We start from the raw sequence: 13,337 nt of genomic DNA, 5'->3' as shown, positions 1-13,337 counted from the left end.
TTGGGGTTGCCAGTCGCTTCCGGTAACATGTTCCTTGATGAAAATATTTAATCGCCCTATGAATCCATCTTACACAGCATCCCGTTCAGAATTTCTTTCCATTCGTGGTTTGCAATACCATGTTCGTCATTGGGGAGATGCCAAGGCTCCTGTACTTGTGATGTTGCATGGCTGGATGGATGTTTCTGCATCGTTTCAGTTTGTCGTCGATTGCTTGCAACAGGACTGGCATGTGATTGCACCGGATTGGCGGGGATTTGGTCTGACCGATAATCCACATACAGATACCTACTGGTTTCCAGACTACATGGCGGATCTTGATGCCATACTGAATCACTATGTACCGGAAGGGCAGATCAATGTGATCGGACACAGCATGGGGGCAAATGTCGCCGGTTTGTATGCCGGTGTGCGTCCTGAGCGTATCCGCCGTTTTGTCAATCTGGAAGGTTTTGGTATGCCGGCGACGCATCCAGCGCAAGCGCCGGGTCGTTACCGCAAGTGGCTGGATGAATTGAAAGAGCCACCTGTCTTGCGCACGTATGCGACGCAAAATGAAGTTGCGGCACGCCTGCAAAAAACCAATCCTCGGCTGTCGGATGAGCGGGCGGCTTTCTTGTCATCGCATTGGGCAAAACAGAACCAGGAGGGACGCTGGGAAATTCTCGGTGACCCTGCCCATAAACAGACCAGTCCATTACTGTTTCACGTAGAAGAGGTAATGGCATGCTGGAGCAAAATCACGTCACCGGTATTGTGGATGGAGGCCGACGATACCAATGTATGGCACTGGATGGGGCCAAAAGAAGAGGCGCATCTGGAAATTAACCGTCGTCTCGATCACATACCTCAATTGCAAAAAGAGATGATTCAGGATGCGGGGCATATGCTGCATCATGATCAGCCAGAAATTCTGGCGCAACTGATAGAGACATTTTTATTGAAATAAGCGACGTGGCCCTTGAATAGCCTTCATTGGCCTTGAGTAGCCCTTGAATACCCGGTACCTATCCATAAAAAAGAAAGCAGTGTTCTGAGTTAAACTCATGGAACTTCTTTCTTTTTTTTTATTTACGTTGGCACCATGAGCGAGCAAAAACAATACGGCTTTACCACTACCATTCTACATAGCGACCGTCAGAAAGAAATCGAACACGGTTCGGTACACAAGCCCATCCACACATCGGTCATGTTTGGCTACAAAGATGCACGCGATCTGGCGGCCGTTTTTCAGGGAAAACAATCCGGCTATCGTTACGGACGTCAGGGTAATCCAACGGTGACAGCGCTGGAAGAAAAAATCACCAAGATGGAAGACGGTGCCTCAACCATTACGTTTGGTACTGGAATGGCGGCGATTGGCGCTGTTTTTCAGGCTCTGTTGCGTCAGGGTGATCATGTCGTCTCTTCGGCATTTTTATTTGGTAATACCAATAGCCTGTGGCAGACCGTCAGTACGCAGGGTGTCGATGTTGCCATGGTCGATGCAACGGATGTAGCCAATGTTGTCGCGGCGATTACGCCATCAACACGGATGGTATTTGTCGAGACGGTGGCCAATCCCCGTACGCAAATTGCTGATCTGAAGCGTATCGGCGAAGTATGTCGTGAACGTGGTATTTTGTATGTAGTCGATAATACGATGACATCGCCTTACCTGTTTCAGCCTAAAACTGTCGGAGCTGGTCTGGTAGTCAATTCGTTGACCAAATATATTGCAGGCCATGGCAATGTGCTGGGCGGCGCTCTGACCGATACCGGTTTGTTTGATTGGGCCGCCTATCCGAATATTGCTGCTAATTTCAGAAAACAGGCTTCAGCACAACAGGGTATGTCTCAGGTGCGTGCTAAGGCGCTGCGCGATTTTGGCGCCACTTTGTCCCCGGAAGCTGCACATCAAATTGCTGTCGGTGCTGAAACAATGGCGCTGCGTATGGAGCGTGAATCTACCAGCGCGATGGCATTGGCGACCATGCTGGCAGCGGATCCTCGTGTCGCAGTTGTACATTATCCGGGGCTGGCCTCGCATCCACAGCATCAACTGGCAAGCGAGCTATTTCGTTCTTACGGCGCCTTGTTCAGTTTTGAATTAAAGCCAGAAATTGATTGCTTCGATTATCTGAATCGTTTGTCGTTAGCGATTAACGCCACGCATCTTGGCGATACGCGCACTCTTGTGATTCCGGTTGCGCACACCATTTTCTTTGAGATGGGTGCAGAGCGCCGTGCTGCGATGGGAATCGCCGATTCTCTGATCCGGGTATCGGTCGGTATTGAAGATACGCAGGATTTATTGACTGATTTTGCGCAGGCGTTGACTCCCGTATTGTAATGATACTCTGGGGGGGTATGGATATTTCTTCTCGTTTGCCGCTGATTTTGATTGGTGTATAACGGTCAAGATATCGATACTCCCCCGATGACTGTATTGCTGAAACCTAAGGAATCTATGTTCAGGCTTGCTCTTCGTATGACACTGCGTGACTGGCGCGCGGGGGAGTTGCGCTTCTTGTTGCTGGCATTAATGATTGCGGTGGCTTCATTGTCATCGGTCGGATTTTTTGCAGATCGTATGCGTAGTAGCCTGAATCGGGATGCGCACCAGTTGCTTGGCGCAGATTTGCTGGTCAGCGCTGATCAACCTATTAATCCAGAATGGCGCGAAGAAGCAAAAAAACGTGGCCTGACTCTGGCAGAAACTGTGGTGTTTCCAAGCATGGCGATTGCCCCGCATGGCGATCAACCAGCGGTCAAACTGGTGTCACTGAAGGCCGTCAGCATAGCTTATCCACTACGTGGCAATCTGAAGTTGGTTCAGGGTGATGCCGAAGTAATGACCAGCGCTATTCCGGCTGCGGGTACCGTATGGATAGATCCTGCATTGCATACCAGCCTCAACGTGAAGGTGGGGGAGCAGATTCAGTTAGGGGATCTTCAGTTGACGGTTGCCCAGACGATTGCCGCAGAACCTGATCGTGGTGCGGCATTCATGAACTTTGCCCCGCGTGCCATGATTGCATTGAGCGATTTGGCGGCGACTCATCTGATTCAAAATGGTTCGCGTGTCACGTATCGCCTGCTGATGGCGGGTAATACAAAAAATGTCGCTGCGTTCCAGACCTACCTTCAAACCACCATTGATCAACAGCAATTGAAAGGTGTGCGACTGGAGTCATTGGAATCAGGGCGTCCGGAAATGCGGGCAACCCTTGATCGTGCAGAACAGTTTTTATCGCTGGTCAGCTTGTTATCCGCCATGTTGGCTGCGGTTGCTGTGGCTATCGCAGCGCGACGCTTCATGTTGCGCCATCTGGATGCTTGTGCCATGTTGCGATGCCTGGGTTTGACGCAGTCGCAAGTGACACAGATGTATCTGACAGAATTTTTCCTGCTCGGTTTATTGGGTAGTATTGCTGGTGTGATGCTGGGGTTCGGCGCGCATTTCATGTTGCTGGAATGGCTGGGCAAGTTGGTTGCGAAGGAGTTGCCAGCCGCCAGTTGGCAGCCAGCAGTACAAGGCGTGGCAACGGGTCTGTTATTACTGGTTGGGTTTGCTTTGCCACCAATTTTGCAATTACGTAATGTGCCGCACAATCGTGTGATGCGTCGTGAACAGGATGCGCCACAAACACTGACCTTGCTCAGCTATCTTCTGGGATTGGGAATGTTTGTCAGTCTGTTGTTGTGGCAAACCGGCGATGTTCGTCTGGGGATGATGACTGCTGCCGGGTTTTTGATCGGTGTTTTGTTGTTTACGCTGATCGCGTGGTTGGCCGTGACATCCCTGAAGCACCTTCGAACCTTATTTGATGCGACTGCCTGGCGCTTTGCGGTGACCGCATTGCAACGCAGGCCTGGTGCCACTGTGGTACAGGTAGTGTCGCTATCTCTGGGGCTCATGGCATTGTTGCTGCTCACCGTAGTGCGCGGTGATTTGATGGAGGCCTGGAAAAAAGCGACTCCGGCGGATGCCCCGAATCAGTTTGTGATCAATATACAGCCCGACCAAAAAGCGGAAATCGCCACCAAACTCAGTGCATTCGGGCATGCGCAAATGTACCCGATGATACGAGGCCGGTTAGTGCAGATCAACCAGACTGAGGTCTCTGCAAATACGTATGCCGATGATCAGGCCAGACGCATGGTGGACAGGGAATTCAACTTGTCGACGATGGATGATATTCCGCCCATGAACAAGATTACTGCTGGTCGTTGGTATAACGATGCCAGCACAACACAGGCTGAAGCCTCTGTTGAAGAAGGAATCGCAAAGACATTGAAATTAAAACTCGGTGATCAGCTGATTTTTGATATTGCTGGTCAGAAAGTTACTGCGACTATCAGTAGCTTGCGCAAGCTGGATTGGGGATCGATGCGAGTCAATTTCTTTGTCATCATCAATCCCAAGGCAATGGCAGAGATGCCTCAGACCTGGATCACGGCCTTTCGCTTACCGGAATCAGATAAGACTCTGGTTAATCAGCTGACGCAAACCTATCCGAATCTGACGCTGGTGGATGTGGGGGCAATGCTTAAGCAGCTACAGGATGTCTTGGATCAGGTCATTACCGCGGTGGAGTTTCTATTTTTGTTCACGCTCGTATCAGGTGTACTGGTGTTGTATGCCGCATTGGCCGGGTCGCAGGATATACGTATGCGTGAAGCTGCTTTATTAAGAGCATTAGGAGCTACTCGTACTCAACTATCTCAATCACAGTGGATAGAGTTTTTGCTAGTAGGCAGCTTGTCGGGATTGTTGGCTGCCAGCGGTGCATCTGCCATAGGGTGGGCACTGGCGCGCTTCAGTTTTAATTTTGAATGGACTTTTTCCCCATTGGTCTGGATTGCAGGCATCGCCGTTGGTGCTTGTTGTGCCATTCTTGGTGGTTGGATTGGTCTGCGCAATGTCCTGAATCAGCCCCCACTCCTGAGTTTGCGCGAAGGTTGACCGACTATTTTCAGGGATATCGGATCGTCAATTTGACAGTTTGTCAGGTTATATAACATTAATAGAAGTGAGTAGTGATGAGTAAAGAGTTGCAGCATCAGGAAGCGGAAGAAGAAAAATCTAATCTCTACACCCTGATTGGCGGTGCTGAGCCACTGCGGGCATTAGTTGACCGTTTTTATGATTTGATGGAGCTGGAGTCGGAATTCAGTGGTATTCGCGCCATGCACCCGACGCCTTTGGATAGTTCCAGAGATAAATTATTTTGGTTTTTATCCGGCTGGATGGGCGGGCCAGATTTGTATATCAGTCAGTTTGGTCATCCGCGTTTACGTGCGCGCCATTTACCTTTTGCAATCGCCAGTAGTGAGCGTGATCAGTGGTTGCGTTGCATGGCGTGGGCGATGCAGGATGTCGGTATCGCTGAACCTTTACAGCAGCATTTGATGCAGTCTTTTTATCAGACAGCTGACTGGATGCGTAATACACCCGGTTAATTCAGGTTCTCATCCTGATGGCGTCACTTTACTGAATCACCTTTGCTTGCCCTATGACTTTATTTGAAATCCTGATACTGCTATTGCTGTTACTTCTTGTCGTCGTCAATATTATTTTTTTCTTGCGTGGACGTCATGCTGGTGAGCCGCTTGATATTCAGGCGCTACAGAATTTTTTACAACAGGTGCAACAACAGCAGCTAATGAGTCTGGAGAGGGTGGAACGCTCTTTACGGGAGCAGATACAGTCAACAGCGCTGGCCAGCAGGCAGGAGCTTGGGAGTAATTTCAGTCGTTTGCAGCAAGGTTTAACGACGCAATTGACCAGTGTGGCCACCCTGCAAAAAAACCAGATTGATGGTTTTTCGCAGCAACTGATTAAATTAAATGAAACGAATGCCCAGCAACTGGAGCAAATCCGGCAAACGTTGTTGCAGCAGGGTCTGAGTGCGCGAGAAGAGCAAGGCAATAGTCTCAAGTTGTTTGGTGATACTTTACATCAAACTTTGTCTACGCTGACCGAATCAAATTCTCAGCGTATGTCAGAGATTAGGGCGACTCTGGAGCAAAAAATTCAGCAGTTACAGGCGGATAACGCAGGAAAACTGGAAGAGATGCGTAAAACTGTTGATGAAAAGTTACATGCGACATTAGAGCAGCGATTGGGGGAGTCTTTCCGTTTAGTATCTGATCGACTTGATAAGGTACATCAGGGATTAGGCGAAATGCAGCAACTCGCCATCGGAGTGGGCGATTTAAAACGTGTGCTGACGAATGTAAAAACGCGCGGAACCTGGGGTGAAGTGCAGTTAGAAATGTTGCTTGAGCAGATGCTGACACCCGATCAGTATGGTAAGAATGTAGAAACCATCCCGGGAACTGGAGAACGGGTCGAATTTGCAGTGAAGTTGCCTGGCAAAGAAGAGGGGCGAGCGCCTGTCTGGATGCCGATTGATGCCAAATTTCCTAAAGAGCAATATGAACGCTTGCTTGATGCAGCAGAGCGTGCTGATGCCGATGGTGTCACGCTAGCTGGTAAAGAGCTGGAGCGTGCGATTCGCTCGGAGGCAAAAACCATTTCCGATAAATATCTGTCGCCACCGCTGACGACAGACTTTGCCATTCTTTTTCTACCTACCGAAGGCTTGTATGCGGAGGTCATGCGCAGACCAGGTCTTGCAGATGACTTGCAAAGAACTTGCCGTATATCAATCGCAGGGCCGTCGACTTTGTCGGCACTATTGAACAGCTTGCAAATGGGTTTCCGCACACTGGTGCTTGAAAAGCGTTCATCCGAGGTTTGGCAGGTATTGGGTGCCGTGAAAACAGAATTCGGTAAGTTTGGCGATGTTCTTGCTGCGACGAAAGCAACATTGGAGCGGGCAGCAAAAAATATTGACCAGGCGGAAGTACGAACCCGTCAGATGAGTAAGAAATTAAAGCAGGTGGAAGCATTACCATCAGAGGCCGCTCAGAATTTATTGGAAATTGCGGCAGATGAAGATCGTGGCCTTGATGATTGATGGATCTGGCTAAGATGAGGTGATGCAAGTGCTGATATTGTATGTGGTAGCCGTATAGTTGCAGGACATTGACAGGTATCAGCAGAATTGGAGCAGCGGTATGCCGCTAGGTGAAAGCGCTTGTTCCTTTTGGTGAGCCTACGAAATCCTGACCGAATTGTGGCAGCATGACGGGATGATCAGATTGTTTTTAGTGAAAATCGGCACAAAACTGCCTTAGCAGTGTTATGGGTTTTTCGCTGTAAAAGCTATAAATCGATATAAAGCCCGTATTTCCGTTATCACCATTGTGTAGTCGGGAGTTCGGGCAGTAGTTGTTTCTGCCGACGTAACAGATTTCTTTTGCGAAGAAGGTTCCCTGAGTATTAACGGCTGTTTTGCCTTGTTGGGATAATTTGAGTAAGTTCTCTTCGATTATTTTTAGTGATAAAAAAGGCCGCTGACTCCATGAAGTCAGCGGCCTTTTTTTGAATCCGGCATCTTCATGCCGGTTGATGCTTACTGATTAACGGCGAGTTTCTACTAAAACCAGTGGCTCGTCAGCAGTGACTGGAACTGGCTTTCTCTCGCGCGGAACGCGTGGTGCCGGTGTCGATTGCGAGGATACATCTTGTGCGGCGCGCAGTTTTTCAGGATTGGTTGTTGCCAACTCTAATCCCGCAGCACTCAACATTGCTTGTAACTGATCGACTGGCATTGCTGCCGCCGTTACCGTAACCGCAGCAGGTGCCGGTGCAGTTTCTCCGATTGTTGCTGTAATTGCTGGAGCTGCTGCAGGCACGAGCGGAGTAACTACCACAACATTTTCCGACTGAATAACTTCTTGCGGTGTTGTTGCGATTTCAGCTGTCGCCTCTGCAACTGTTGTCACAGAAGTTATTGCTGCCGCAGGTGTCGTATCGGCGGTGTTGATCACAGCAGGAACTGCAGTAGTCAAATCGACTGGCGTAACATGAGTAGTGACATCGCTTGCAGCAATTGCGACTACTGCTTCGCCGGCTTGCACAGCTGCTTTCACTACAACTACAGGCTGTACTTGCGCAGCTGTTTCAGTCGTTATCGTTGATGCTGCTACTGGTTCAATGATTTGTACTGATGTAGCTATAACAGCGTGAGTACTTGTCGGTACCGGCGATGCAACAGCAGTTTCAACAGGCGTACTCAATGCCGCAACTGGCGCGACAACTGCAACTGATTGCACAGGTTGTACTGGTGTAGTTCCCGCCGCAGCAACATCCGCATTCAATGCAACTGCCGTAGCGTTGCCGGATACATTGTCGGTGCTGGCATCAATCGAGGTTGCCAGCTGCGTGGTAGTTGCATCTGCTGCATCAGCTTGCTCATTCGTCAGATCGCCAGGTTCACGGTCACGACGATTGCGATTACGACCACCACGACGGCGACGACGACGGCGCTCTTCACTTTGTTCTGCATTCTCGTTTTCGGCGCCGGATTCCAGAGCTTCTAATTGAGTATTGGCGGGCATGACTTCTACCGGAACAGGATCAGCATGCTTTTGAATAGCGAGCGGTGCATTTTCTTCCGGTTTGGTATCTGCTATCAACGCTTCTTTACGTTCTTCGCGCTGGCGTTGTTGACGCTCGCGACGATTTTCTTGTGGTTCGCGCTCTTCACGTGGTGCTTTTGGTTGTTTTGCCGGACGTTGATTTTCCGTTGGCGCTACAATTTTTGCCTGCTCTTGTTCCACTTTTTCCGATTTTGCCGGACGATCTTCTCGCTCATCACGGTCACGATTGCGGCGGTTACGATTGCGTTGTTGCTGACCATTGCGTGGATTGCGAGCATTCCGGTCACGGTTTTCAGATTTATCTTCAGGCACAACTGGCGTTTCGACTTTCGCCGGCGTTTCAGTTTTGCCTAAAAAGAAGCCAAACAATTTACCGAAGAAACCTGGCTCTGCTTTAACTGGTGCGGTAGCAACTGGCGGTGTTTCTTTACGCTCTACGATAGGGGCTGTTTCTGGCGTGATACTTTTCACAACAGCTTCCTGACGTGGTTTTACGTCTTCCTTCTGGCGTTTGCTGTAGCCAATATCCGTATCAGCCTGTTCTGCCATGGCGTAGCTGGCGTGATGATCTTCCAGACGAGGGTCATCGTGTTTCAGGCGTTCCAGCTTGTAATGTGGTGTTTCCAGATGTGTATTCGGAATCAGGATGACGGTGACGCGATGGCGTGTTTCAATTTTCAGAATCTCACCACGTTTTTCGTTCAACAGGAAAGCAGCCACATCGACTGGTACCTGAACATGAATCGCAGCTGAATTTTCCTTCATTGCTTCTTCCTGAATAATACGCAGGACTTGCAAAGCGGAGGATTCCGTATCGCGGATGTGACCAGTGCCATTGCAACGTGGGCAGGTGACATGGCTACCTTCCGACAGGGAAGGACGCAAGCGCTGGCGTGACAGTTCCATCAGGCCAAAGCGGGAAATTTTTCCCATTTGTACGCGTGCGCGGTCATAGCGCAATGCGTCTTTCAGGCGTTGCTCGACTTCGCGCTGATTTTTGGCGTTTTCCATGTCGATAAAATCGATCACGATCAGGCCACCCAGATCACGCAGACGTAATTGACGTGCAACTTCTTCCGCTGCTTCGCAGTTGGTATTGAATGCTGTCGTTTCGATATCTGAGCCGCGTGTAGCACGTGCTGAGTTGACGTCAACAGAAACCAGTGCTTCTGTATGGTCAATTACAATGGCGCCACCGGATGGCAGGGGAACTGTGCGGCTGTATGCTGTTTCGATCTGATGTTCGATCTGGAAGCGGGAGAACAGAGGTACGTCGTCGCTATACCTTTTTACGCGATGTACCATATCTGGCATGACATGGCTCATAAACTGCTGAGCCTGTTCATAGATATCATCTGTGTCGATCAGGATTTCACCAATGTCAGGCTGGAAGTAATCACGAATCGCACGAATCACCAATGAGGATTCCTGGTAAATCAGGAATGCACCAGGGGAGGACTTGCCAGCACCTTCAATGGCGCGCCAGAGTTGCATCAGGTAATTTAAATCCCATTGCAACTCGTCCACATTGCGACCAATGCCAGCTGTACGTGCAATCACAGACATGCCTGACGGTAGATCTAGTTTGTCCATTGTTTCACGCAGTTCCTGACGATCTTCTCCTTCAACACGACGGGATACGCCGCCGCCGCGAGGATTGTTTGGCATGAGGACCAGATAGCGACCAGCAAGGGAGATAAAAGAGGTCAGCGCAGCACCTTTGTTGCCGCGCTCTTCTTTTTCGACCTGGACCATAATTTCCTGGCCTTCGCGCAAAGCATCTTTAATGGATGCGTTACGCACGTCGATGCCTTCTTTAAAGTAGCTGCGGGCAACTTCTTTGAATGGTAAAAAACCATGGCGCTCTTCACCGTAATTGACGAAACACGCTTCTAGCGATGGTTCAATACGGGTAATCACACCTTTGTAAATATTCGACTTGCGCAATTCGCGACCAGCGGTCTCGATATCGATGTCTATAAGCTTTTGCCCATTGACGATGGCTACGCGCAATTCTTCCTGTTGCGTAGCATTAAACAGCATGCGTTTCATGTTTACTCCGTGACCTGATGGTCATCTTTTGCCGCCTGTTTTTGAATAACAGGCAACTGTGCTGATACGGGATGTATGCAGGAGCGGAGCGTCTGATGGGGTGGGAATGCCTGTAACATGAGCAAGAATAACAACTTCATATCAGCAGCTTATGCCTGTTGATATGAATGTATTTCTGTCATGCGCTGGCGCAGACGGTCGCCAGTAAATCGAGTGCACATGTCCCCCGCATTACGCATTTCATATCTGCTGTGCAGACGAATGCGAAGCCAGGCGATGCGCAACTTTGGTGCCAGACCATCTTATTTTATTGTATCTGGCGGAATCGACTTTGCTACGGCAACCATCAACTGACAAGTTGCTGGCACGCAATGTCAGCCAGCACTTCTCGTCAGACTAATCCTTACAATTCAAACTCTCTGATCCAACATCACTTAATTCTGGCCGATAACAACAATTGGCTGTCACCTTGACATCTAAATGATGCTGCATACACATCTTTTCCATCAAATTTGCAAACAGGCGAGGCTGATGGACGTGCCCCTGTGTAAAATAGACGTTTATTCCTCTTACACTGCTTGAGCGTAATTGCTGAAGCGAAAATGATTATATATTCAAAATGAAGGACTCAGCGACAATTAATAGGGGAGCGCCTAAAATTCAGGCGCAAATGCCGCTCTCAGAGCCTGTTCAGTCCTCACAGCCCAAAGTCCAGCTTCTGACTATCGCAGAAGATGACGCTGGACAGCGTATTGATAATTTTCTATTGCGCATATGCAAAGGAGTTCCTAAAAGTCATGTTTATCGGGTCCTGAGATCAGGAGAAGTCCGAGTAAACAAAGGTCGTATCGATCAGTTATATCGTTTGGTTGAAGGCGATGTTGTCAGAATTCCGCCAATTCGTATGGCAGAATCCCCTGTGCAAACTGTTCCCAAACTGGAATTCCCTATTTTATTTGAAGATAATTATTTACTTATCATCAATAAGCCAGCCGGAGTTGCTGTGCATGGCGGCTCTGGTGTGAGTTATGGTGTGATTGAGCAATTGCGCGCCTCCAGGCCTGATGCAAAATTTTTGGAATTGGTGCATCGCCTTGACAGGGAAACATCTGGAATTTTGTTGCTGGCAAAAAAACGTACAGCATTAACGCATTTACATGAGCAAATGCGAGATGGTGTAACAGATAAGCGTTACTTGACTCTTGTCAGTGGCGATTGGAAAAATGTGCGTCAGCACGTCAAATTGCCTTTGCATAAATACACGACTGCGGAAGGGGAGCGTCGTGTGCGGGTTCAGGCTGACGGAATGGCTTCACATACAATTTTTTCTCTGAAGAAAAAATACCCTGAATTTGCTTTGCTGGAGGCGGAACTTAAAACTGGAAGAACGCATCAGATTCGCGTTCATCTGTCAGCGAGTGGATTTCCGATTGCCGGTGATGATAAATACGGTGATTTTTCCCTGAATCGCGCATTACTTAAGCCTACTGATCGCCGGGGCGCATTCAAGAGGATGTTTCTACACGCGCATCAAATCAGTTTTATTCATCCGGATTCTGGCAAATTGATGACGGTGAATGCAGCGCTTCCGAAAGAATGTGACGATTTTCTAAGAACGCTGAATTCAGTCTGAAAATAGTAATTATTTAATAATGCTAGAATGGCTTGGCATTACAGAAATGTTTTCACTGATTCGACTGATTCCACTGATACATCACAGATTTGTCTTTGAATAGAATATGGCAAAAAAGCAATTTGATTTAATCGTATTTGATTGGGATGGTACGCTGATGGACAGCACTGCTACCATCGTGAACTGTATACAACTGGCAGCAAAGGATCTCGGCTTACCCATGCCAAGTGAAAGTGCGGCGTCTTATGTGATAGGTTTGTCGCTGGCGGAGGCTATGCAGGCGGCAATGCCTGGCATTGATCCCAAATACTATCCACGTATGGTTGAGCGCTACCGCTATCATTATCTGGCGAAGGATCATGAATTACCTCTGTTTGACGGAGTGCGTGAAATGTTGAACGATCTTGCTAATGATGGTTATTTTTTGGCAGTTGCTACCGGCAAGAGTCGTGTTGGCCTGAGTCGTGCCCTGCATACAGCAAAACTGACTTCGTTATTTGATGCAACTCGTTGCTCAGATGAAACTTTCTCCAAGCCTCACCCTGCGATGTTGCAAGAGCTGACAAGGGAATTGGGCCAAGATATGCGCCGCACCCTGATGATCGGTGATACCACGCATGATTTACTGATGGCATCCAATGCCGGTGCTGCTGGAGTTGCGGTGGAATATGGTGCGCACGATGCGGAAGCATTGAATGGGCTAAAACCTTTGTTTTCTGCTAAATCTGTCAAGGACTTGCATGCCTGGTTGTTTGAAAATGCTTGAACGGAGTTCTGATCAATGACTGCAATTGAAGTATGTTTCTCCTCCGATCTGTTGGATGCAGGGAAAGGTGTCCGTTTTTCTGTCACTGCCGGTAGTGATGATGCAGTTGGTTTTGTCATTCGTTACAACGGAACGGTGTACGGATATCTGAATCGGTGTGCACATGTGCCAGTCGAGCTGGATTGGAATCCTGGGGAGTTTATCGAGTCCAGCGGCTTATACATTATGTGTGCGACCCATGGCGCGATTTATCAACCAGAGTCTGGTTACTGCAGTGGTGGCCCTTGTCGGGGTGGTCGTTTGAGGAAAATTGAAGTAAGCGAATCTGATGGCCATGTATTTTGGCATCCGGATGACTATATACAGCCCGTAATTGCATAATGCCAGGAA

Annotated in this window: 9 protein-coding genes; 8 read left to right on the top strand and 1 reads right to left on the bottom strand. The window is 48.8% G+C overall.

Annotated elements, in window-relative coordinates; genetic code table 11:
- The first annotated feature begins 37 nt into the window (after positions 1–37).
- The 5 genes from ACO0LB_RS12970 (at position 38) to ACO0LB_RS12950 (ending at position 6,968) form a co-directional block, all read left to right on the top strand.
- A complete protein-coding gene (locus tag ACO0LB_RS12970; protein WP_423049649.1) occupies positions 38–949 on the top strand; it encodes an alpha/beta fold hydrolase in 912 nt (303 codons plus the stop codon).
- A 135-nt stretch (positions 950–1,084) separates the two neighbouring features.
- Entirely contained in the window at positions 1,085–2,332 is a 1,248-nt protein-coding gene (locus ACO0LB_RS12965) for a cystathionine gamma-synthase family protein (RefSeq protein WP_423049647.1), read from the top strand.
- Positions 2,333–2,449: 117 nt separating this feature from the next.
- Positions 2,450–4,948: an ABC transporter permease gene (locus ACO0LB_RS12960; protein WP_423049845.1), complete on the top strand. Its 2,499-nt coding sequence runs from the start codon at positions 2,450–2,452 to the stop codon at positions 4,946–4,948.
- A gap of 77 nt (positions 4,949–5,025) precedes the next feature.
- On the top strand, positions 5,026–5,445 hold the full coding sequence (locus tag ACO0LB_RS12955) for a group II truncated hemoglobin (RefSeq protein WP_423049645.1): 420 nt from the start codon (positions 5,026–5,028) through the stop codon (positions 5,443–5,445).
- 203 nt (positions 5,446–5,648) lie between these two features.
- Positions 5,649–6,968, top strand: a complete 1,320-nt coding sequence (locus ACO0LB_RS12950) for a DNA recombination protein RmuC (protein WP_423049843.1) — start codon at positions 5,649–5,651, stop codon at positions 6,966–6,968.
- Positions 6,969–7,473: 505 nt separating this feature from the next.
- On the opposite strand, the gene ACO0LB_RS12945 is transcribed toward ACO0LB_RS12950, so the two are convergent.
- Positions 7,474–10,548, bottom strand: coding sequence for an Rne/Rng family ribonuclease (locus tag ACO0LB_RS12945; protein WP_423049643.1), 3,075 nt, complete (start codon positions 10,546–10,548; stop codon positions 7,474–7,476).
- A 619-nt stretch (positions 10,549–11,167) separates the two neighbouring features.
- Here ACO0LB_RS12945 and ACO0LB_RS12940 point away from each other — a divergent pair.
- From ACO0LB_RS12940 to ACO0LB_RS12930, 3 genes are all read left to right on the top strand, one after another.
- Positions 11,168–12,181, top strand: coding sequence for an RluA family pseudouridine synthase (locus ACO0LB_RS12940; protein WP_423049641.1), 1,014 nt, complete (start codon positions 11,168–11,170; stop codon positions 12,179–12,181).
- 106 nt (positions 12,182–12,287) lie between these two features.
- Positions 12,288–12,947: an HAD-IA family hydrolase gene (locus ACO0LB_RS12935; protein ID WP_423049639.1), complete on the top strand. Its 660-nt coding sequence runs from the start codon at positions 12,288–12,290 to the stop codon at positions 12,945–12,947.
- A 15-nt stretch (positions 12,948–12,962) separates the two neighbouring features.
- Positions 12,963–13,328 carry a Rieske (2Fe-2S) protein gene (locus ACO0LB_RS12930; protein WP_423049637.1) on the top strand — a complete coding sequence of 122 codons (366 nt, stop codon included), beginning with the start codon at positions 12,963–12,965 and terminating at the stop codon, positions 13,326–13,328.
- Positions 13,329–13,337: the final 9 nt, after the last annotated feature.

Origin of the sequence: Undibacterium sp. SXout7W, from assembly GCF_049339385.1 — a bacterium.
Taxonomy (GTDB): Bacteria; Pseudomonadota; Gammaproteobacteria; order Burkholderiales; family Burkholderiaceae_D; genus Undibacterium.
Note: the sequence above shows the minus strand (reverse complement) of the source record. Positions and strands in the feature narration are given on the sequence as shown.

Coding starts and splice junctions, on each gene's coding strand:
- ACO0LB_RS12970 (WP_423049649.1), top strand. CDS start 38: ATGAAAATATTTAATCGCCCTATGAATCCATCTTACACAGCATCCCGT.
- ACO0LB_RS12965 (WP_423049647.1), top strand. CDS start 1,085: ATGAGCGAGCAAAAACAATACGGCTTTACCACTACCATTCTACATAGC.
- ACO0LB_RS12960 (WP_423049845.1), top strand. CDS start 2,450: ATGTTCAGGCTTGCTCTTCGTATGACACTGCGTGACTGGCGCGCGGGG.
- ACO0LB_RS12955 (WP_423049645.1), top strand. CDS start 5,026: ATGAGTAAAGAGTTGCAGCATCAGGAAGCGGAAGAAGAAAAATCTAAT.
- ACO0LB_RS12950 (WP_423049843.1), top strand. CDS start 5,649: ATGAGTCTGGAGAGGGTGGAACGCTCTTTACGGGAGCAGATACAGTCA.
- ACO0LB_RS12945 (WP_423049643.1), bottom strand. CDS start 10,548: ATGAAACGCATGCTGTTTAATGCTACGCAACAGGAAGAATTGCGCGTA.
- ACO0LB_RS12940 (WP_423049641.1), top strand. CDS start 11,168: ATGAAGGACTCAGCGACAATTAATAGGGGAGCGCCTAAAATTCAGGCG.
- ACO0LB_RS12935 (WP_423049639.1), top strand. CDS start 12,288: ATGGCAAAAAAGCAATTTGATTTAATCGTATTTGATTGGGATGGTACG.
- ACO0LB_RS12930 (WP_423049637.1), top strand. CDS start 12,963: ATGACTGCAATTGAAGTATGTTTCTCCTCCGATCTGTTGGATGCAGGG.